At 54.1% G+C, this 21,494-nt stretch carries 20 protein-coding genes and 2 tRNA genes; 1 reads left to right on the top strand and 21 read right to left on the bottom strand.

The window, feature by feature from the left end; all coding sequences use genetic code 11:
• Window positions 1-216: 216 nt before the first annotated feature.
• The 5 genes from KJY78_RS01185 to pheS all read right to left on the bottom strand — a co-directional run bounded on the left by KJY78_RS01185 (window position 217) and on the right by pheS (window position 6,191).
• A complete protein-coding gene (locus tag KJY78_RS01185) occupies window positions 217-1,497 on the bottom strand; it encodes a citrate synthase (RefSeq protein ID WP_214336644.1) in 1,281 nt (426 codons plus the stop codon).
• Between the two features lie 119 nt (window positions 1,498-1,616).
• Window positions 1,617-1,934 (bottom strand): ferredoxin, encoded by a 318-nt coding sequence (fdxA, locus tag KJY78_RS01180; RefSeq protein WP_214336643.1) that lies wholly within the window; start codon window positions 1,932-1,934, stop codon window positions 1,617-1,619.
• 96 nt (window positions 1,935-2,030) lie between these two features.
• The gene (locus tag KJY78_RS01175) at window positions 2,031-2,585 is read right to left on the bottom strand and encodes a hypothetical protein (protein WP_214336640.1); all 555 of its coding nucleotides are present in this window, start codon (window positions 2,583-2,585) and stop codon (window positions 2,031-2,033) included.
• Window positions 2,586-2,616: 31 nt separating this feature from the next.
• Window positions 2,617-5,154 carry a phenylalanine--tRNA ligase subunit beta gene (pheT, locus tag KJY78_RS01170; RefSeq protein ID WP_214336639.1) on the bottom strand — a complete coding sequence of 846 codons (2,538 nt, stop codon included), beginning with the start codon at window positions 5,152-5,154 and terminating at the stop codon, window positions 2,617-2,619.
• Window positions 5,154-6,191, bottom strand: coding sequence for a phenylalanine--tRNA ligase subunit alpha (gene pheS / locus KJY78_RS01165; protein WP_214336637.1), 1,038 nt, complete (start codon window positions 6,189-6,191; stop codon window positions 5,154-5,156). The genes pheT and pheS overlap by 1 nt, the downstream gene beginning before the upstream one ends.
• Window positions 6,192-6,425: 234 nt before the next feature.
• On the opposite strand from pheS, the gene KJY78_RS01160 reads away from it, so the two are divergent.
• A complete protein-coding gene (locus tag KJY78_RS01160) occupies window positions 6,426-7,046 on the top strand; it encodes a copper resistance CopC family protein (protein ID WP_214336636.1) in 621 nt (206 codons plus the stop codon).
• Here the strand turns inward: KJY78_RS01160 and KJY78_RS01155 are convergent.
• The 16 genes from KJY78_RS01155 to KJY78_RS01085 all read right to left on the bottom strand — a co-directional run bounded on the left by KJY78_RS01155 (window position 7,015) and on the right by KJY78_RS01085 (window position 21,493).
• Complete coding sequence (locus KJY78_RS01155; protein WP_214336634.1) at window positions 7,015-7,815, bottom strand: TrmH family RNA methyltransferase; 801 nt, start codon at window positions 7,813-7,815, stop codon at window positions 7,015-7,017. The two genes, KJY78_RS01160 and KJY78_RS01155, sit on opposite strands and share 32 nt — an antisense overlap.
• Before the next feature lie 202 nt (window positions 7,816-8,017).
• On the bottom strand, window positions 8,018-8,404 hold the full coding sequence (gene rplT / locus KJY78_RS01150; RefSeq protein WP_214336632.1) for a 50S ribosomal protein L20: 387 nt from the start codon (window positions 8,402-8,404) through the stop codon (window positions 8,018-8,020).
• 50 nt (window positions 8,405-8,454) lie between these two features.
• The gene (rpmI, locus tag KJY78_RS01145) at window positions 8,455-8,649 is read right to left on the bottom strand and encodes a 50S ribosomal protein L35 (RefSeq protein ID WP_214336630.1); all 195 of its coding nucleotides are present in this window, start codon (window positions 8,647-8,649) and stop codon (window positions 8,455-8,457) included.
• Between the two features lie 56 nt (window positions 8,650-8,705).
• A complete protein-coding gene (gene infC / locus KJY78_RS01140) occupies window positions 8,706-9,323 on the bottom strand; it encodes a translation initiation factor IF-3 (RefSeq protein ID WP_250544012.1) in 618 nt (205 codons plus the stop codon).
• Between the two features lie 354 nt (window positions 9,324-9,677).
• A complete protein-coding gene (locus KJY78_RS01135; protein ID WP_214336629.1) occupies window positions 9,678-10,361 on the bottom strand; it encodes an ABC transporter ATP-binding protein in 684 nt (227 codons plus the stop codon).
• Entirely contained in the window at window positions 10,361-11,422 is a 1,062-nt protein-coding gene (locus KJY78_RS01130) for an ABC transporter permease (RefSeq protein ID WP_214336628.1), read from the bottom strand. Before KJY78_RS01130 ends, KJY78_RS01135 begins: the two co-directional genes overlap by 1 nt.
• A 321-nt stretch (window positions 11,423-11,743) precedes the next feature.
• A tRNA-Glu gene (locus KJY78_RS01125) sits at window positions 11,744-11,816 on the bottom strand.
• 103 nt (window positions 11,817-11,919) lie between these two features.
• Complete coding sequence (locus KJY78_RS06900; RefSeq protein ID WP_489666427.1) at window positions 11,920-12,012, bottom strand: hypothetical protein; 93 nt, start codon at window positions 12,010-12,012, stop codon at window positions 11,920-11,922.
• A gap of 254 nt (window positions 12,013-12,266) precedes the next feature.
• A tRNA-Ile gene (locus KJY78_RS01120) sits at window positions 12,267-12,340 on the bottom strand.
• A 70-nt stretch (window positions 12,341-12,410) separates the two neighbouring features.
• Window positions 12,411-13,397, bottom strand: a complete 987-nt coding sequence (locus KJY78_RS01115) for a DMT family transporter (protein ID WP_214336627.1) — start codon at window positions 13,395-13,397, stop codon at window positions 12,411-12,413.
• A gap of 31 nt (window positions 13,398-13,428) precedes the next feature.
• The gene (gene gmk / locus KJY78_RS01110; protein WP_214336626.1) at window positions 13,429-14,310 is read right to left on the bottom strand and encodes a guanylate kinase; all 882 of its coding nucleotides are present in this window, start codon (window positions 14,308-14,310) and stop codon (window positions 13,429-13,431) included.
• Window positions 14,307-15,167 (bottom strand): orotidine-5'-phosphate decarboxylase, encoded by an 861-nt coding sequence (pyrF, locus tag KJY78_RS01105; protein ID WP_214336625.1) that lies wholly within the window; start codon window positions 15,165-15,167, stop codon window positions 14,307-14,309. The genes gmk and pyrF overlap by 4 nt, the downstream gene beginning before the upstream one ends.
• Window positions 15,164-18,445, bottom strand: coding sequence for a carbamoyl-phosphate synthase large subunit (gene carB / locus KJY78_RS01100; protein WP_214336624.1), 3,282 nt, complete (start codon window positions 18,443-18,445; stop codon window positions 15,164-15,166). Before carB ends, pyrF begins: the two co-directional genes overlap by 4 nt.
• 11 nt (window positions 18,446-18,456) lie before the next feature.
• Complete coding sequence (carA, locus tag KJY78_RS01095; RefSeq protein WP_348771150.1) at window positions 18,457-19,668, bottom strand: glutamine-hydrolyzing carbamoyl-phosphate synthase small subunit; 1,212 nt, start codon at window positions 19,666-19,668, stop codon at window positions 18,457-18,459.
• On the bottom strand, window positions 19,662-20,156 hold the full coding sequence (locus KJY78_RS01090) for a PH-like domain-containing protein (RefSeq protein ID WP_214336622.1): 495 nt from the start codon (window positions 20,154-20,156) through the stop codon (window positions 19,662-19,664). The genes carA and KJY78_RS01090 overlap by 7 nt, the downstream gene beginning before the upstream one ends.
• Window positions 20,153-21,493, bottom strand: a complete 1,341-nt coding sequence (locus KJY78_RS01085; RefSeq protein WP_214336620.1) for a dihydroorotase — start codon at window positions 21,491-21,493, stop codon at window positions 20,153-20,155. The genes KJY78_RS01090 and KJY78_RS01085 overlap by 4 nt, the downstream gene beginning before the upstream one ends.
• Window position 21,494 lies beyond the last annotated feature (1 nt).

Here is a 21,494-nt window from a genome sequence, read left to right as displayed (position 1 = left end):
TCCTCCTCTGTTTAGCTAACCAAATACAGCAATTTTACACCCGTAACCGGGAGAATAGCTGAAACCATCAGCACAAAGCCTATGCTACTAAGCACAAACGACCGTAATTACGACGCATCACCTGCGCAGACAGCCGCGCCTGCACGCATAGGCAGCTAAAAGCGCCTGCGCAAACGAGTTTGCGGTTAGCCGCGCACAACTCATGCAAACAAGACCCTAGCGCTCAATGTGGCGCTCCGTTTTACCCACGTACAGCTGCTGTGGGCGACCAATTTTTGAGTTGCTATCCTGCTGCACCTCTTGCCAGTGCGCGATCCACCCGGGAAGCCTACCGATAGCAAACAAAACTGTAAACATACGCGGATTGAAGCCCATCGCCTTATAAATAACACCCGTGTAAAAATCAACGTTCGGGTACAGTTTGCGCGAGATGAAATAATCGTCCTCAAGCGCAATCTGCTCGAGTTCTTTCGCAATATCAAGCAACGGATCATTAATTCCGAGCGCCGCAAGCACCTCATCGGCGCTCTGCTTAACGATTTTAGCGCGAGGGTCATAGTTCTTGTAGACACGATGCCCGAAGCCCATCAGCCGCACCCCGGCTTCTTTATTCTTCACGCGCTCCACAAAGTCACGCACCGATCCGCCGGAGTCAATTATCCCCTGCAGCATCTTTAAAACTGCCTCGTTAGCGCCGCCGTGCAGTGACCCAGAAAGCGCGTTAATGCCGGCAGAAATAGAAGAGAACATATTTGCCCCGGTGGAGCCCACCAGGCGCACGGTTGACGTTGAGGCGTTCTGCTCGTGATCGGCGTGCAGGATCAAAAGCCTGTCAAGAGCCTTTACGAGCACGGGGTTGATTTCGTACGGCTCAGCAAGGTTGCCAAAGTTAAGCCGCAGGAAGTTCTCAACAAAATTCAGCGAGTTATCCGGATACAGGAAAGCCTGTCCAATAGATTTTTTATGGGCATAGGCTGCGATAACTGGAAGTTTAGCCAGCAGCCGCACCGTGTTCACCTCAACTAGGCGCGGTGAAACCGCGTGCAGTGAATCCTCGTAGAATGTTGAAAGCGCCTGAATACCGCCGGCCAAAACCGCCATTGGGTGTGCTGTATGCGGCAGGCCTTCAAAGTAGTATTTCATATCCTCGTGCAAGAGGGTGTGTTTACGCACGCGGGTATCAAACTCTTTAAACTCTTCGCTGCTCGGGAATTCGCCGTTGATAAGCAGCTGGGCAACCTCAAGGAAGGTTGAATGCTCTGCCAGTTCTTCGATCGGATACCCGCGATAACGCAGAATACCCTTATCTCCGTCAATAAACGTGATCGCTGATTTCGTTGATGAGGTGTTAACAAAACCGTAGTCGAGAGCGGTAAGCCCGGTCTGCTGCGTCAGCGTGCGAATATCAATGGCGGATCGCCCCTCGCTCGCCTCCAGCACCGGCAATTCTGCGCTCACGCCGTTTACATGAATTTTAGCTGTTGCTGAGTTCGTCATAGTTTTTGTATTCCTCCCTGCACAAAAAACCGCTAATAGAATATATAAACATATGGACGCTACTAGCCTACTCGAAAAAACTGTTAAATCTAAAACTTGCGGCTAATAGCTGCTATCCGCTACTGCTGTTTTGGCAGCACCGCAACTAGCGGATGATCAAAATCATAGGCATCGACTTTGGCAGCGCCTCCGGGAGAGCCAATTTCGTCAAAGAACTCGACGTTTACGTTGTAATACTGTTCCCACTCATCGGGCAGGTCGTCTTCGTAATAAATAGCTTCAACCGGGCACACAGGCTCGCACGCGCCGCAGTCAACGCACTCGTCTGGGTGAATGTACAGCATCCGCTCGCCCTCGTAAATGCAATCCACCGGACACTCATCAACGCAGGCGCGATCTTTAACATCTACACACGGCAAAGCAATCACGTATGTCATGTTTTCTCCTTACAGTCGGGGGTTTTAACTGCCAAAACGGGGCGGATATAAGCGCGGTTCTAAACACTGAAACAATTACGATTGTACACCGCAAAGCTAAAACTGCAGCAGCTTTTCCACACCTCCAACAAAATACGCACAGCAGAAGCCAATAACCAGCGCAGGCGCGGCAGGAACACCGCCAAGCTTGACCCATTGCGCCCGCACTACAAGGATTAGCGCGAGCGCAACAGCGGTCACTGCGGCAAAAACCAAAACAGCCTCCACCCCGCCAACTAACACCGCAACAAATACGAGCAGCGGTAACAGCTTGGTGTCGCCAAAACCAATCTTATTTCTGCTTATAAAGCTCGCGCAGAGCCCCAAAAACGCCACCGCTACAGCTAGCACAGCCGCCACGGTAACCGACTCCACAAGCACCATCACAGTCTGGCGCTGCCCGCCAGGTGCCGCCGCGTTTGTGCCAGCTACAACACCCACAATAACAACCCCCAGCGCCACCACGGCGCTGGTGAGCAAATACAGTTGCGCGGTGTCACGGTTCGCAATCCGCATTTCCTCTATGTCTGTTATCATAATTCGCCAGAGCACAGGAGCTACCAGCAACGGGTACACACAAAACAGCGTAGCGAGCACCGCTTGCAGTGGCATCAGCGTTCACCGCCCTCACAAGTTGACAGGGTTACAGCGTAGCGCCCGTGACCTCGTGTGCACGCGCAACACCTTCCATTTTGGCAGCGGATGCTTCTTTGGCCTCGAGGGTGCGATCCGCCGCCCTAAATCTGAGACTAAAGGTGAGCGCTTTTTTACCCGTCTGCGCAACAGCGCCCCGGTAGTCTGCAACGAGTCTAATATTTTCGAGCAGCTCCCCCGCGCCCTCCGCAACAGCCTCCTCAACAACAGAGCTTGGTGTGTGCTCAGCAACCTGCAGGGTCAAGTCTTGAGTTGCTGCGGGATACGTGCTCAGCTGCGCTGTTGTCACCGCACGTGGCGCAAGCTTGATTAGCAGGCTCAGATCAAGCTCAAACACGCTCACCCGGTGCGGCAGGTGTGACGCTGCAACCAACTCGGGCAGCAACTCGCCCGCAAAACCGATGTGCTCTCCTGAAACGCTGAGCACGGCGGTACGCCCGGGGTGAAACGCGGGGTGTGTGCCCTGCGTCACAGTTAGCTGCGCGCCAACTGCGGAAACAGCAGCACGGGCGGCATCGAGCGCGTCGCGCCAGTCGTATTCACGTTCCTGCTGCCAAACTCCCTGAGTTTCAGCACTCCCCGTAAATAGACCCGCTGCGTGCACCGGCTGCGCTGGAATAGCCTCTTTTATGGCGTTAAGAACAGCCTCATCAGGGCGCGCTGCAAGCGGCGGAGTTGGCGGCAGCACAACCTCGCCCGCCGGCAAAAACACACTGCCAAACTCAGCCAATGCCAGGTTGGTGAGTCCTCGTGAATTGTTACGCTGCGCGGCAAGAACCAAGCCCGGTAGCAGCGATTTGCGCAAAAACGGAGTTTGCCCGTCAAGCGGATTCCCCAGCTTCACAGCAACGCCCGGTTTGGTCACAGAAATTGCAGCCGTTAACGGTGTTTCATCAAACACGGCAAGCTGTTTTGCGCTCACAAACGGGTAACACTGCACCTCTGTTAAACCAAAGGCCGTTACTGTGCGAGCCACGGTGCGGCGCAGCTTTTGCGCCCTGGTTAAACCTCGCCCGGGAGGAGCCACCGGCAAAATTGCCGGAATATGCTCGTACCCGGTGATCCGCACCACCTCCTCGGCAAGATCTGCCGGGCGGCTCAGATCACTGCGCCAGCTAGGAGGTGTCACAACAAGCCCGACCGCACTCTCTCGCGTATCACACCCGATAAGCCGCAGCGACTCAATAATCTGCTCCTCGGAGTATGAAATACCAATTAGGTTTGCAATATACCCTGGCTGCAGCAGAATCTCCCGCAGCTTAAATTCCGCAACATCTTTGGAGCCGGTCTCTGTGAGCGTTGCGCCCGCGTGCGTCACAAGCAGCTCAGCCATACGCTGCGCTGCCGCCTCAGCAACAAACGGATCAACACCACGCTCAAAACGCTTTGCAGCCTCGCTCGGCAGCTTGTGCCGCCGCGCGGTGCGGGCAACTGATACAGGATCAAAATTAGCCGCCTCAATTAGCACCTCTGTTGTTGCCGCAGTGACTTTGGTACGCTCACCGCCCATCACTCCGGCAAGCCCAATAACACCGGAATTATCGGCGATTACAAGATCCTCCGGGTGGAGTTTACGCGTCACCCCGTCAAGGGTCAGTAGCTCTTCGCCAGCAACAGCCCTGCGCACCGTAATCTTCCCGTCAATTTTGGCGGCATCGTAGGTGTGCAGCGGATTACCAAGTTCGAGCATCACATAGTTGGCCAAATCGCTCACTATGCCGGTGCTGCGCTGCCCGGCAAGCACAAGCCTTGACAAAATCAGCTGCGGAGTTGGGGTATCAGCTCTCACCTTAGTGAGCAGCCTTGTGATAAACCCGCTCACAGCGCGCCGCCCGCGAATTGGAGCTTGATCCGCTAATTCCACCTCGAGACCTTGCGCCTGCACGACCCTGGCACGCTCTGTGAGGGCAATTGCCGGATCAGTGTACTGCGCACCGGTTGCGTGCGAATACTCGCGAGCAACACCTCGCACACTAAAAGCGTAACCGCGGTCGGGAGTCACGTTAATTTCAACAGCGCTATCACGCAGCCCCAGCAGTTCTAGCGCGTCCGTGCCGATCTCTGCCTTAAGACCGAGCTGCTGCAGCACAATAATTCCGCTGCCAACATCGCCCAGCCCAAGCTCACTCGCCGCCGCCAGCATACCGTCAGACACGTGACCGTATGTTTTACGCGCCGCAATCACAAATCCGCCCGGCAGAACCGCGCCGGGCAAAGCCACAACGACCCTATCGCCAACGTCAAAATTGTGCGCGCCGCACACAATCCCACGCTCGTGGGCACCGCCATCTGCAGCGAGCGCACCGGGCTGCGCAACCCGCACCCGGCACCAGTTAATAGTTTTACCGTTCGAATGCTCTTCTGGCTCGCGCGAAAGCACCTCGCCAACAACAACCGGGCCGCTTATCTCAAAGCTGTGCGTTGCTTCTTCTTCAAACCCGACTTGTACGAGAGCGGCATGCACGCTCTTAAGATCCGCTGCCACAAGCGGTGTCTGCTCATTCAACCAGCTCAGTGGGATACGCATTATACAAGCCCTCCAAACTGTGCGTTAAACCGCACATCGCCCTCAACCATGTCACGCATATCGTTAATGCCGTTTCTAAACTGCAGAGTACGTTCAATTCCCATACCAAAGGCAAAACCCTGATATTCCTCGGGATCAATCCCCGCAGCGAGCAGTACATTCGGATCAACCATGCCACAGCCGCCCCATTCTATCCAGCGAGCGCCGCCGCGCGCATTAGGAAACCACACGTCCATCTCAGCACTCGGCTCTGTGAACGGAAAAAAATTGGGGCGCAGCCTGATTTTTGCATCGTCTCCAAACATCCGCCGCGCAAAATGCTCAAGCGTGCCTTTTAGATGCGCCATCGTTAAACCTTTATCAACCGCAATTCCCTCGATCTGGTGAAATACGGGCGTGTGCGTTGCGTCAAGCTCGTCAGTGCGATAAACCCTGCCCGGAGCGACTATGTAAAGCGGCAGCTCACGGCTCAAAAGCGCACGGCTCTGCACGGGTGAAGTGTGCGTGCGCAGGAGCAGCTGCGGTGCATCCGCAATATAGAAAGTATCTGCTTCGGCGCGCGCCGGATGATCCTGATCAAAGCCGAGCGCGTCAAAATTGTACCACTCGTGCTCAAGCTCTGGCCCTTCTGCAACCTCCCAGCCCATCGCAACGAAACTATCCACAATGTCTTCCTGCAGCTGCGCCAACGGATGCCTGCCGCCTATTTGGCGGCGGATCGGTGCCGCAGTCACATCAACGGCTTCTGCAGCAAGCTGCGCTGCGGCTGCTTCCTGCGCAAGCTCACCCTCGCGCGCCGCATAAACCTTTTCTACCTGCGCACGCGCCTGCCCCATAAGTTTGCCTGTGGCGGCTTTTTCAGCCTTGGGTACCTCGCGCATCAGAGAGTTGAGCTTGGCAATTACGCTCTTCTCACCCAGATGCTCTGCTTTCGCGAGTTTTAGGGTTGCTAAACTGGCGGCATCGCTAAAAGCAGCAACTGCCGCAGCAACCGCTGTTTGCACGGCAGACTCTGTAATTGGGTTTTCGTTTTGCACAGTAAATAATTTTAGCCGAGGAATAGGAACGATATGCTCAACACCGCAAAGATTGTGGATAACTTTTAAAAGTTTAAGCACGGCAATCACAAAATAGGCGACTATAATTGGGCGCGTGCAAAGAGCTTTTGCGCTTCACTGCAGTCATTGCAAGCAACAACGCGTTTATCACGGTTCTACATCGTTACCCCGATTCTGAATCGTTTTATTCTCTAAATTAACCTAAAGGAAATCATGCAGTTAATTAAAAAATCCGCCGCCGTTATAGTTGCCATCGCAGCAATAACAGTGCTTTTGCTCGCCTCTAATATAACCTCCGCGCACTCTCACGATAAGCTAGTTGTAACAGACCCGGTTGCAAACAGCGTTGCCGCAGCAGCCCCCGAAAAAATATCGCTCACTTTCAATAACGATGTTATTAACACCAACGAGGGCACCGTAGTTGAGATTAAAAACGCCACGGGTGAGATTGTTTCAAACGGTGTTCCAAAAATTAACCGCAACACTGTAACGCAGGATTTCGCTGCTAAGATCAAAGGCGCAGCAGACGGCATTTACGTTGTGAACTGGCGTGTTGTTTCCTCCGACGGGCATCCGATCGAGGGGTCATTTAAATTTGGCGTTGGCAGCGTTAGCAGCAGCGACGTGATTGCGCACGAATCAGCAGAGCAGACGGCAGCCGTGCCACCACAAGGTATGCCATGGATAAAGTTTAGTCTGCCGCTAGCTATGGCTCTTTGCGCAACCATTATCGGCGGCGCGCTGGTGTTTCTGCTGCTGCGCCGAAAAGCAGGTAGTTACCCAGCTGAGGGGAAACAATCCCCTAGCTACCGCTCCGACGACCGAACGCGCTGATGTACAGGCACACCGATGCCGCGGTTGCGATGTTCAGCGACTCTGCCGCGCCGTATATCGGGAGCTTGCGTGATGTCTCGCATTTTTCTCTGGCGGATCTGTCAAGCCCCTGCGCTTCATTACCAAATACCCAGCACACCGGGTTTTTGAACAGCTGATCCGTCGGATTCAAATCAGCCCCCGCAAGGTCGGTTGCAACCGTTATTAGCCCCGCCTGCGTGGCGGAGTGAAGCACAGTGTCAATGTCGCCAACTGCAGCAACTGGCAGGTGGAAAATAGATCCTGTTGTGGCGCGCAACACCTTCGGATGCCACGGATCAACTCCGGCCCCTGTGAAAATCACGCCGTCCGCCCCGCTTGCATCAGCAACCCGCAGCACGGTGCCAGCATTGCCAGGGTCTTGCACCCCGTGCAGCACCGCCACGAGCGACGCTGCCGGGGTGAAAATTTTTGCCAGCGTGGCGTTTTGAATCTCTGCAATCGCAACAACGCCCTGCGGAGTCACTGTGTCGCTAAGCTCGGCTATAACCTGCTCGGTAACCGTTTCAACACGCACGCGGCGTTTATCAGCCAGCCTGCCGAGCAGCGGACGAGCCGCTCGCGCGGCAAGGGTTATGTAGATAACCAGCGGCACGCCCACGCTGGCACTCAACAGTTCGGTTACGGCGTGCGGACCCTCTACTAAGAATTTATTCTGCTGTAGCCGCTCTTTTTTGCGCAGTAGCTGGCGCGCTTTTCTGATCTGCTCGGCTTTGGGATTGTCGATCACGCTTAACCTCTCTCTCTGTTTTAGTCAATCTTAAATCTAGCGCAGGCAATACTACCGTTTAAACCTCGCTCGAGAGAGACGGGCGACAAAACTGCTGGAATATACTCGTGCTAGCACAGCAGAGTGACTCACAGCCAAAGCCGTAAGCCACTCTTTAAGATTACTCACAGTCAAAACTGTAAGCAGCTCTTAAGCCTAATAGTTAAGCGTCTGTTTTAGGAGCAGAGGTGTCTGCCGGGAGCGCTTCTTTAGCCAGTTTTACCAACTGTGCAAAGGTGTTTGGCTCGTTGGTTGCAAGCTCTGCAAGCATCCGACGATCAACCTCAATGCCCGCCAGACTTAGACCCTGAATAAACCGGTTGTATGTCAAACCGTTTGCACGTGCGCCTGCGTTAATACGCTGAATCCAGAGGCGACGGAAATTACCCTTGTTTTTACGGCGGTCGTTATACGCATAAACGTATGAGTGCAGCAGCTGCTCTTTAGCCTTACGGTAAAGACGCGACCGCTGACCGCGATATCCCTGTGCGCGCTCGAGAACTGTGCGACGCTTCTTGTGAGCATTAACAGCTCTTTTTACTCTTGCCATTGCTGATTTTCCTTACTTAATAATTCTTGTGGTTTACCCGGGAAAGCGGACTATGACAGCCCTAGCATCTTTTTAGCCTGCTTCACATCGCCCTTTGCGAGCACCTGATCCGCATTTAGACGGCGCTTGCGCTTTGACGCTTTAACCTCGAGGTTGTGCCGCATACCAGCTTGCTGTTTCATAATTTTGCCACTGCCTGTAACACGAAAGCGTTTTTTAGCTCCCGAGTGCGTTTTCTGCTTCATTCGATTCTCCTTGATATACGATCACTGCTAACAGCGATGACTATTTTCTTGCCGCCTTAGGCAGACGCGTTTTTATCTGCGCGTGCTTTCTGGCGGCTAACTTTCTCTTCGGCGCGCTTCGCATTTTGCTTTGCGCGAGCCTCCGACTTATTCTTCAGCGGTGCAATCACCATCACCATATTGCGCCCGTCGATACGCGGCGCGGATTCAACCACGCCGTGCTCTGCAATGTCTGCGGCAAACTGCTTCAACAGTTTAACTCCCAGCTCAGGGCGCGACTGCTCACGACCTCTAAACTGAATCATTGCTTTAACCTTATCGCCGGACTCTAAGAACCCTACCGCACGCTTAGCTTTTGTTTCATAATCGTGCGTGTCTATTTTAAGCCTAAACCGCACCTCTTTCAGCACGGTATTAGCCTGATTACGACGAGCTTCTTTAGCTTTCTGCGCAGCCTCATACTTAAACTTACCGTAGTCCATAATTTTGGCCACGGGCGGTTTAGAGTTTGGGGCAACCTCAACGAGATCAAGATCAGCTTCTCGGGCAAGTCGCAACGCTACACTAACCGCTACAACGCCAACCTGCTCACCTCCTGGACCTACCAGGCGCACCTCTGGGACGCGGATTCGTTCGTTTGTGCGTGGTTCGCTAATAGCTTGCTCCTTAAACAATAAGTGTGACAGCGACGGCTCACCATAACGGTGTGCACACCAAAGAAACGAAATATAGAGCAACACAGCGCCCCGCACCCTGTAGCTATCACGGTTAAACCGCGACGGGATGCCAACTACCTGAATATGCTCAGTGCATAAAAGGTGGGAGATTATCCGCTTCAATTCTCAGCTTGCTGAGAGCTGCAACAAGCATACCACAGCTGCTGGGCGCAAACAAGCAAGCCGCCCGGCACACCTCGCATAAAGCGCGGCAGGTATCACAAACTGTATGCTATCTGCTGACGGGCAGGCAGCGCGAATCCGGACGCCCACGCGCACTCCAGTAACACCACAGACCAGCCGCTGCACGGTCTAATCCGCCCCGCAGAGCTCCGGTTTTTCCGTAAGTACGCCGTCGCGGATCTCATACACTCGCGTGCAGAACTGCAGCAGCCTTTGATCGTGGGTCACCATAATTGTTGTGCGCTGGTACTCTCTGGTGATATCACGCAGCAGCTTAGCGGTTTCAAGCGCTCGCTCGGTATCAAGCGCAGCGGTTGGTTCATCCGCTAAAATAACCTCGGGATCGTGCATCAGCGCATTAGCTATTGCAACCCGCTGCCGCTCACCGCCCGAAAGCTCCGCAGGATACTTCTTAGTCAACGATTGCACCCCGAGCCTCTCCAGCAGCCGCTGCCGCTTCTCGATATCTGGCTTTGTGCCCGCAACCTTCGAGTGCAACAGCAGCTGCTCTTCGACCTTCAAAAACGGCACGAGCGATGACGACTGTAGAATAAATCCGAGATTTTCAAAGCGGATCTGAGAGCGTTTTTTAGCGCTGAGGTTGTCCACCCGCTCACCGGCGAGCATAACCTCGCCGGTGCTCGCGCGCTGCAGCCCGCCGACAATTGTGAGGAACGTTGATTTGCCGGAGCCTGACGGTCCGATAATCGCAACGAAATCACCCCTGCCTGCCGTAAAATTGGTTGTTTTTAGAGCCTGCATAGTGGTTGTGCCCTGCTTAAAAGTTTTGGTTACATTTTTTAAGCTAATCATTAGCTAATCGCCTCAATCGGATCAATTTTACTTATCATTCGCGCTGGTACGAGCGCGCCAACAACAGAAAACACAATGAACGCCAGACTTATTAGCGGGTATAGCAGCGGATCCATTTTAAACGGGATCACACCGCCGACCGCCAAACTCGTCAGCCAGGTTGCGATAAAGCCAAGCGCAATACCCACAACTGTGAGAACTAGCGTTTGCAGCACGCTCGAACGCACTATGTATGAGGTGGCGATACCCTGCGCCTTCATAACCCCAAAAATCTGTCGTTTTTGCACCGTTAAAACGTAAACGAAGATGCCCAACACCAGGGTTAGAATGCCGATTAAAGCACCAATCATCATGTTAAACGTTAGCTGCTGCGGCGCAAACCCCGGCAGGTTTTGAATAAACTTAGCCGGCTCAATTATTTCAAGATCATTATCGCCGGCAGTTTTTTGCAGGCTATCACCCGGGGTTTTAAATAGAACAACCGCGTTTGCAAGAACTTTTTGCTCTTCCGGAATGTGCGGGTTACGCACGGCGCGCAAATGCTGCGCAAACTCCGCCGCGGACACAAACAGCGTTGGGGCGGCCTGGAACTTCGCGTTCACAAAGCCTGAGATCCGCCAGGTGACGTTCTTAGAATCGGGCGCCTGTGGCACCGGCAAAACAACCGGGTCACCGATCTTCATGCCCGCCTGCTTAAACTTAACATCAGCGACCAGTTCGTTCGATTTTATTGGCAGGTCTCCTTCTGCAAGGCGTGGCGCAAGCGGCGAATTAAAGTCAATGCCGAAAGTGTAGGCGCTAATGCGTTTCACGGTGTTATCCTTACCGGGAGCGTCAACAACAACCGGGCTTACCTCAAGCGCCTCGTTGCCTGGCTCTTGAGTTTTAATATCTTTTAGCGCGGCTGCGGTAATTCCCGATGCTGCAATGTTGTAGTTAGCGGATTCTGACAGCACTATGCTGTCAGCTTTCCAGTCTTCAACAGCCTCCGAGTAGGAACCGGCTAAGCCCGTTGAGAGCCCTGTTAGAAAATATACGACATAACTAACCAGAAAAACCACCGCTGTGATTAATATAAAGCGTGAAGCATTATGGCGCATTTCGCGAAGCGCGAGAAACAAATTATCCTCCCTTAAAGAAGTTTATTGGATTAGAATTATTCAGTTTGTGCCACCCTCAAACTTTAGCACAGCATATCAACAGCTCTTTGAGAAGGCGTTCATAAGTCTGTGCTGCTTACCTCCGGATACTAGTTACCCGGAACTGTAAGGGTTTGCCTGTTGCAACGTGGGTTTCTACGCTTTCCCCAAGAGATTTGGCAACAAACCTGCGGCAAACAAAAAGCACTGCCCTTGCTCGTATTACAAGGGCAGTGCTAACTGTGACCCCAACGGGATTCGAACCCGTGTTGCCGCCGTGAGAGGGCGGAGTACTAGGCCGCTATACGATGAGGCCGTTGTGCGTTTTGAGTACAACGTAAACATTATACACATATTTGCAGTCGCTGACAAAACCGATGCGAGCGCTACTGTTTACGCTCGCACACGCACAGCTCTGATCAATCAAAAGGAGCGAGCGCCTGCTCAATGCGCTCGCCACAACCTGACCAGGTAATCTTGTTACACTGCTCACAAGCAACAGGGAAACACATCGGAGAGCCATGCTTAAGCTATATACCGCTCGTACCAGCAAGCAGCACAGCGGCGTCTAAGCCGCTCTGGTGATTTTTACACCCGCCAGCACATCCGCTATCTCATCTCGCGTGCTATCTGGCACAGGGGCGTGTTTAGCGCCCACGCGAGCCGACATAGGGGCAAAAGATGGCGGAAGTAACTATTTTTGCCATCTCGCTCCCGCAAATCACGCCGCGAAACCTGCAGCGTAACCACCACAACAGTAAAATTGTAGGGCGTGCGGGACTTGAACCCGCGACCAAAGGATTATGAGTCCTCTGCTCTAACCAGCTGAGCTAACGCCCCTAAGTCTTACGACCGTAATACATCTTAGCGTAAAACTGTACAGCTCTAAGCATAAAACCATAAAGAACCGTTATTTTTCGGCGGCTTTTTCTGCCGCTTCCGCAACCTTCTCCACAGCCTCTTCAAGCTTCTGCTGGCTCTCGGGGTGATATTTTGCGAGCTTGAAAACGCCGTTAACAGCGGCTGCGCCAGCAACAATAAACACCACAAGAACCCAAAGTGCGGCGTGCTTTGCCTCCTGCAAAACAACAATTCCAATTGTCACCGCAACCAACGGATCCACAACTGTGAGACCGGCAACAACCAGATCTGGCGGACCACAGGAGTGCGCGTTCTGCACATACCCCATAGCCAGCAGGAAGCCGATTATGACCATAACTATCGTAATAATGCTCAGGAAACTAAAATCGCCCTGGGTGATCCTAACGATCAGAGTTTTGGAGAATGTCACAACAAAGCCGTAGTTAACACCCGCTGCAATAATATAAATCAGCTGGCTCGGATTGTCGCGTTTCAAGCGAATCGTAACCGCAAACCCGCCGGCAACAACAATAAACAGCGCCAGCACTATAATCAGTTGGGTCTGGTTAATCTCGGTTTCTGCAGCGTTAGAAGCAGCCACCAGCACGAACGCAACAATACCCAAGAAGCACAGCCCAACGGCTGCAAAAACGCGCTTATCAAGCTTAATTTTTAAGCGGTTAGCGCTCAAAAATACGATAATAACAAGCGACATTATACCCAGCGGCTGCACCACAATAAGCGGCGCGAAAGTTAGTGCGGTAAGCTGCAAAATAACAGCCGCGCCTAGCGACAGCGTGCCAAACAGCCACGATGGGCGGCGCAGCAGTTGCGATATTTGCCCCATTGAAAGACCTGTGGCGACCTCTGATGAAGTTACGCGCTCCATTTTATTAACGCCGCGCGACTGATACTGCAGCCCGAACGCCATTAGAATAGCTCCTGCAAGCGCCAGTGCAACGCCTGTCAGTAACTTATCCGTTGGAATCCCCGCGGGGACAATATCAATCAGCTTTAAAATTTGAATGTGATACACAACTACTAATAATAAAATATTAGTCTAGAAATTAGCCGTGCATAATCTCGTACAGTGCAATCGCCGCACGCGCAACCTCGTCATTAACGATCTGCTCGTCAAATTCACCGGCTGCCGCAAGCTCTGTTTTCGCAGTCTCTAAGCGCCGTTTTTGCTCCTCCGAGTTCTCAGTGCCCCGCTCGAGCAGGCGGCGCTCCAGTTCCTCCCAGCTGGGCGGCAGCAAAAACACCGTTTTAACGCCCGGTTCTGATTTTTTAACCTCGCGCGCGCCCTGTAGGTCAATTTCAAGCAGCACCAGCTTACCCTCTGCAACCGCATCCGCAATCGGCTTGCGCGGGGTGCCATAACAGTGCTTACCGTGCACAACAGCCCACTCGAGCATTTCACCGGTCGCAATTAGCTCGTCAAATTCCGCCTCGGAAACAAAATAGTAGTCGCGTCCGTGCACCTCGCCAGGGCGCGGATCTCGCGTTGTTGCAGAAACAGAGAGCACAACATCTGTGAAGTTCTGCAGCAGATGCCGCACAACAGTTCCCTTGCCAACCGCGGTCGGACCCGCCAAAACAGTTAACACCGGCGCGTTCTGCTGTCCGTATCCGCGCTCCAAAAACGCCATTAGCCGCTCCCTCTGAATCCTGCCTAAACCGCCGAGTTTTTTAGTCTCAGAGATTTTAAGCTCTGTCATAATCTTTTTTGCACGCACTCTACCCACCGAATACATCGCCCGCAAAAACTCCTGCACCCGCAGCGTGGCGCAAATATCGGTGCGCTGCTGACTGCGCAAAACAACCGTTTGCGGTTTAATTTCAGCAGTGCGCAACGCCTCTTTAATCACTGCCCGCTCGCGCCTAGCTTTTATTGCCGCCTGCGAGGCAGCACGTCGATCCACATTTGCCGGTGGCAGCGGATTCATCCTCTAAAAACCTTTCTGATCTCTGTTGCGCGCGCGGTTATGCGAGCGGATAGCTCCTCCGCACCACCCTGCAACAGTGACCTCGACTCGTTGGGAATAACCCCGGCGCTCAGCGCGCCGTAAATATTTTTAACGTTTTCAAGAGCGGCTCCCTGCGCGCCAAAACCCGGCGCGAGCACGGGCATTACCGGCACCTGCGTGTCGTTTGCAGAGGGTGCAATTTCGTATTCTGCAAGCTGCAGAGTTGCTCCAAGCACAACCCCAAATTGCCCGCAGCTGCCGCTAATTGCAGCTGCGTGTGCCCTGTTTAGCTCATTAACTTCGCGCACAACACTTGCCGCAACAGTTTCCTGAGTGCCAGTTTTTGCCAGCTGAAAACTAGCGGCCCCAGGGTTAGAGGTTGCCGCGAGCAGAAACATTCCCTTGCCATACTGTCGCGCCAGCTCGAATCCCGGCTGCAGCGAGCCAACACCCTGATAGGGGTGCACGGTTATCGCGTCAACCTCGAGCGGCGCACCTGGCGTGAGCCACGCCTGCGCGTACGCGGCAAAACTCGATCCAATATCACCGCGCTTAATATCAGCAATAACGGGCAGTGCAATCTCCCTGGCAGCGCTTAAAATTTGCTCGAGCGCGGCGTATCCAGCAGATCCAAAACGCTCAAAAAAAGCAATCTGCGGTTTTATTGCGAGCGCCTGCGAAGCAGCCGCTTCAACAACGCGCAGCCCAAACTCGCGCACACCGGCAGCACTGTTAGGATACCCCCAAGCAGCAAGCAGATAGGGGTGCGGATCAACCCCCACGCACAACCGCTTACCTGCAGTAAAGCAGGCATCTAGAGTTGTTGCGAAACTCATTTTTCAAACCTCCTCAGAGTGTACTCTTGCAGCGATGTGACCTCAAAATCGTGCTCCTGCGCACTCAGCGCAATAACCGCCGCGGCAAGCTCTGTAACGGTTGTGAAAATAGGGATATCGGCCGTTACCGCAGCCGCCCGAATTTCGTACCCGTCGGCGCGCTCTGTTTGACCGCTTGGCGTGTTCACAACCATTTGCACCTCACCGCTTGCGATCAGATCGATAATTGAACCTTCCGCATCTCCCGTATCAGAGCGGCGACGCACAACCTCAGACGCGATCCCGTGCCGCGCCAGTACCACCTGTGTGCCGCTGGTTGCCATAATTTTACAGCCCAGCTCAGTAAGGCGTTTTGCCGGTAGCACAACCGCGCGCTTGTCGCGATCCGCCACCGAAATAAAGACTGTTGCGCCAGCCTTGAAGCTGTTGCCGGCGGCAATCTGGCTTTTTGCGAACGCGCTTGCAAAGTCACGATCTATGCCCATAACCTCGCCTGTTGAGCGCATTTCAGGGCCCAGCAGAGCGTCAACAGACTTGCCTTCGGCGGTGCGGAAACGCTTAAACGGCAACACTGCGGCTTTAACCGCGACCGGCGCGTCAATGGGCGCACGTCCGCCGTCGCGCTCGGGCAGAATCCCGCTCGCAATCAGCTCGGTGATGCTCTGCCCCGCCATGATTCGCGCCGCCGCTTTGGCCAGTGGCACGCCCAGCGCCTTAGAAACAAAGGGAACGGTGCGCGATGCGCGCGGGTTCGCCTCCAAAACGAACAACTGCCCGCGAGCAAAGGCGAACTGTACGTTTAGCAGCCCGCGCACGCCAACTCCGAATGCGATTTTTTCGGTTGCCCGCCGCACCTCTTGAATCTGCGCGTATCCGAGCGAAACCGGCGGCAGGGTGCAGCTGGAGTCACCCGAGTGCACACCAGCCTCCTCGATGTGCTCCATAACCCCGCCAAGATAAAGCTGAGTACCGTCATAAAGCCCGTCAACATCAATTTCAACAGCTTCGTCAAGGAAGCTGTCAACAAGCAGCGGATTGCTCGCGTTCACAAGCTCCTGGTCAGCGATCCGCGTGAAATAATCGCGCAGCCTGGTTTCTGAGTAGATAATTTCCATGCCGCGGCCACCCAGCACAAAAGATGGGCGTACAAGCACCGGGTAGCCGATTTTTGTGGCGATCTGCGCCGCACCAGAAACTGTTATCGCCGTGCCGTGAGCGGGGGCGAGCAGATCCGCCCCCGCCAAAATCTCGCTGAAAGCACCGCGCTCTTCTGCCAGATCGATTGCCGCCGGATCGGTTCCCAAAATAGGCACTCCCGCAGCCTTTAGCCCCGCGGCAAGACCCAGCGCGGTTTGCCCGCCCAGCTGCACAATAACTCCCAGCACCTGCCCCGACTGCTGCTCGGCATGCACAACCTCTAGCACATCTTCAAGCGTGAGCGGCTCAAAATAGAGCCTGTCAGAGGTATCATAGTCGGTTGAAACCGTCTCCGGATTGCAGTTAATCATAACGGTTTCATAACCGGCGACAGAGAGCTCGTATGAGGCGTGCACACAAGAGTAGTCAAATTCAATTCCCTGCCCGATGCGGTTAGGCCCGGAACCAACAATAATAACTTTTTGACGTTCGCTCTTTTGCACCTCTGTTTCCAAATCGTAAGAGCTGTAATAGTACGGTGTTAGCGCCGGAAACTCGCACGCGCAGGTGTCCACCGTTTTATACACGGGGCGCAACCCCAGCCCGTGCCGTAAACCGCGCACCTCTGCCTCTGAAATTTTGCGCAGGCTAGCTATTTGCGCGTCGCTGAACCCGTGATCTTTAGCCTCGCGCAGCAGCTCGTAAGTGAGCGCGTCACCCTCCTGCACCCTTGCCGCAACCTCATTAATAAGCTGAATCTGATCGAGAAACCACGGATCGATTTTGCAAGCGTCGTAAACATCCTCGATACTCGCACCCAGGCGCAGTGCCTGCTGTACCTGTACTATGCGCTGCTCTGTTGGACGTTTAATTAACTCAAGCAGCTCTGCAACCGTGTTTTTAGCTAGCTCCCAGTGGAAAGAACTGTCGCGCTTTTCAAGGGATCGCAGCGATTTTTGCAGCGCGCTCGTAAAATTACGCGCAATTGCCATCGCCTCGCCAACCGATTTCATCGTGGTTGTGAGGGTGTCATCGGCGGATGGGAACTTCTCAAACGCAAACCGCGGCGCTTTAACAACAACATAGTCGATGCTCGGCTCAAAACTCGCGGGCGTTTTTTCTGTAATATCGTTGGGGATCTCGTCTAAACGATAGCCAATAGCGAGCTTTGCAGCGATTTTTGCAATCGGAAAACCCGTGGCTTTAGACGCCAGCGCCGACGATCGTGACACGCGCGGATTCATTTCGATCACAATAACCCTACCCGTGTCGGGCTCAACCGCGAACTGAATATTGCAGCCTCCGGTATCAACACCAACCCGCCGAATCACGTCAATGCCAATGTTGCGCAACCGCTGAAACTCCCTGTCTGTAAGTGTTAGTGCGGGCGCAACAGTGAGTGAGTCACCAGTGTGCACGCCAACAGCGTCAATGTTTTCAATCGAACACACAACAACGGTGTTATCGGCGGTGTCACGCATCAGCTCAAGCTCGTACTCTTTCCACCCGAGAATAGACTCCTCCAGCAGCACTTCACCTGTTGGACTATAGCGGATTCCGTCTCCCGCGATCCGCTCCAGCTCCGCTGCTGTGTGCGCAAATCCTGAGCCGAGCCCGCCCATCGTAAACGACGGCCTAACAACAACGGGATATCCCAGCTCTGCCGCGACGGTCTTTGCGTCAGCGAGGCTGTTAACCACTCTGGAGCGCGCCACATCGCCACCGGCTGCGAGCACAAGATCTTTGAAGAGCTGGCGATCTTCACCACGCTGGATCGCCTCAATATTAGCTCCGATTAACTCAACACCGTATTTTTCAAGGATTCCCCGCTCGTGCAACTCAATCGCGGCGTTAAGAGCCGTCTGCCCTCCCAGAGTCGGCAGGATTGCGTCGGGTTTTTCTTTTGCGATAATCGACTCGATAACCTCGCAGGTGATCGGCTCAACATAGGTTGCGTCGGCAAAATCAGGATCGGTCATAATTGTTGCCGGGTTCGAGTTAATCAGAATAACCCGTACGCCCTCGCTGCGCAGCACACGACACGCACCAGAACCTGAATAGTCAAACTCGCAGGCCTGCCCGATTACAATCGGACCCGATCCGATTACAAGAACTGAATTAATATCTTCACGTTTTGGCATTTTACCCCGCCCTATTTAGTGTCTTCTACGGCTGCGTCTGCACAGCTGCGCAACATACTGTTGTGATTTTTAACAAGCTCAACGAAATCGTTGAACAGATAGCAGGCATCGTGCGGACCTGCCGCCGCCTCCGGATGATACTGCACGCTGAATGCCGGAATATCAAGGCACTCAAGCCCCTCAACAACCCCGTCATTAAGGCTAACGTGGCTCACCTGCACCCGCCCTAAACCGTGCGGCGACTCATGCACAACACCGGCTTGCAGATCCACCGCAAAACCGTGGTTTTGAGAGGTGATTACAACCTTTGCGGTGCGCGTGTCCAAAACTGGCTGGTTAATTCCCCTGTGCCCAAAAGCGAGCTTATAGGTGTTAAAACCGAGCGCGCGCGCCAACAGCTGGTTGCCGAAACAGATTCCAAAATACGGAATATTGCGCCGCAGCAGCTCTCGCAGCAAAACTACCTGCTGCTCACTCGCGGCCGGATCACCCGGGCCGTTAGAGTAGAAGAACGCGTCCGGGTTAAGCGCTGTTATTTCGTCTAGCGTTGTGCTAGCTGGCAGCACAACAACTCTGAAACCGTGCTCTGCCAGATAGCTAATTGTGGCGCTTTTAACTCCCAGATCAAGCACCGCAATTGTGCCAACAAAGGGCACATCGCTTGCCGCTGGCACCTCGTACGGCTCGGGCGTTGAAACCTCGGCCGTTAGTGAGCGCCCCGCCATATCTGGCTGTTCTGTCACAATTTCAAACTGCTGCGCGGGAGATAGCGCGTACGCATCGCCCGAGAAAATCCCTGATTTCATAGCTCCAAGAGATCTGATATGCCTTGTTATAGCGCGCGTATCAACCCCGCATATCCCCACAACGCCGTTTGCAATCAGTTCTTCGTCAAGCGATTTTTCTGCGCGGAAGTTAGAAACCCGGCGCGCCTTATCGCGCACAACAAAACCGCTAACCCAGATGCGGCGCGATTCTTTATCCGCCTCGTTAACACCGGTATTGCCTATGTGCGGGGCCGTCATCAGCACTATTTGCCCCGCATAAGAGGGGTCTGTGAGAGTTTCCTGATACCCCGTCATGCTGGTTGCAAACACCAGCTCGCCCAGGCTCTGCCCGAGCTTGCCATAGGCTTTGCCCTCGTATCTGGTGCCGTCAGCAAGCACCAAAACCGCTTTTTCACTAGCCGCAGTTATATTTTCTGGCACAAAACTTTTTAGCACCGCACCGCTCCTTTATTTTCGATAATTGTTTTAACCAGAGCAATAAACTCTGTCTGCTCCGTGTCGCTCGCAAACCTAAAGACCGTTTCCAGCTCGCGCTCCGCAACCTGCCAGCTGATAATAACCAGCCCGCCCGCCTCAACAGCTTTTGCAATGCTGTTGCGCCCCAAACTCACGCCCGTAATCCGCTGCAAAACACACTCGGACTCGCCGGTAACCGCAACTCGCACCGCGTTCTCATGCACCGTCACAGCAGCATAGCCGCGGTATTTTAAGCCGGGCAGGCTGACGCGCTGATACTTGCTCACGGCGCTGTTGGTAACCACGTACAGCACCCGCTCAAAATGCCGCAGCGCAGCTCCCGCAGGTTCGATCTGTGTTGGCAGCAACTCGCCCGCGCTCGCGCGCTTACGCCAGCCACGCCACATTCCAAAGAATGACAGCCCAATAATTGCCAGGCAAACCAGCGCATTTATTGCATAGCTCACAGCTGCACTACCCCCGTACTAGTGCGGGTTATAACCCCGTGACGGATCGTTGTGTACACGCTCGCTACAAGCTCAAGCCCCAAAAACGGCGAGTTTTTGTTTTTGCCGCACAGCATATTCGGCTCAAAAACGGTTTTTGTGGCCGGATCAATCAGTACGATATCGGCGATTTCACCCGGTGCGATTGATTTTGGGTGCGCAGCGTATCCACCAATTTCAGCCGGCTTTTGACTCAGCAGCTGCTCCAGCTTCGCCCAGCTAATATGCCCCTGCACTATTAGGCTGGTCACCGCAACCGACAACGCCGACTCTAGCCCGACCATGCCAAAAGCGGCGGATTGAAACTCACACTCTTTTGCTTCTGGTGAGTGCGGCGCGTGATCGGTTGCGATAATATCGATAACACCCTCGGCAACCGCGCGTCTGAGAGTTTCTACGTCAGATTCCTGCCGCAGCGGCGGGTTCACCTTATAGCGCGCATCGTATCCGCGCACCGCCTCTTCGGTTAGCAACAAATGGTGCGGGGTGACCTCGGCCGTGATCCGCACCCCGCGCGCTTTCGCCGCGCGTAACACCCGCACCGCCGCTGCCGTCGATAGGTGGCAAACGTGCAGGCGCGCGCCCGTGTGCTCGGCAAGCATTGCATCGCGGGCGATAATTGAAGCTTCCGCAACCGCCGGCCAGCCGCCCAGACCGAGCTCACTCGCGAGTGTGCTCTCGTGCATTTGCGCGTCAGTAGTCAGTTCGGGATCTTGTGCGTGCTGCGCAATAACCCCGTCAAAAGTTTTTACGTACTCGAGCGCGCGCCGCATAAGCTGCGAGTTATGAACACACTTACCGTCGTCGCTAAAAACACGCACCGCAGCGCGCGAGTTTGCCATCTGCCCGATGGCGCTCAGTTTTTCGCCCGCCAGCTGCTGTGTCACCGCGCCGATCGGCCGCACAGTAACGTATCCTGCCTGCTCGCCAAGGGCTGCAACCTGCTCAACAACCGCCGCGGTGTCTGCAACAGGATCGGTGTTTGCCATCGCAAAAACAGTTGTAAATCCGCCAGCTGCCGCCGCGCGTGAGCCGGTGTAAATGGTTTCTGACTGCACAAAACCTGGCTCTCTTAGATGCGTGTGCAAATCAACAAACCCGGTTGCGGCAATCAGTCCGTGCCCCTCAATAATTTCGGCGCTTTTGCTCACCTCTGTTATGCACGGCGCAACAGAGCTTATTTTGTCACCAATAATTAAAATATCCACGGTGTCTACCGCGGGTTGCAACCGCCCCGGCGTAGTTAGTTCTTTTGCGAGCTGCACACCCCTAATAAGAATCTGTTTTTGATAGCTCATA

The sequence above is a fragment of the Canibacter zhuwentaonis genome (assembly GCF_018531145.1).
Classification (GTDB): domain Bacteria; phylum Actinomycetota; class Actinomycetes; order Actinomycetales; family Microbacteriaceae; genus Canibacter; species Canibacter zhuwentaonis.
The sequence above is the reverse complement of the archived record's forward strand: the minus strand, read 5'-3'. Positions and strand labels throughout refer to the sequence as shown.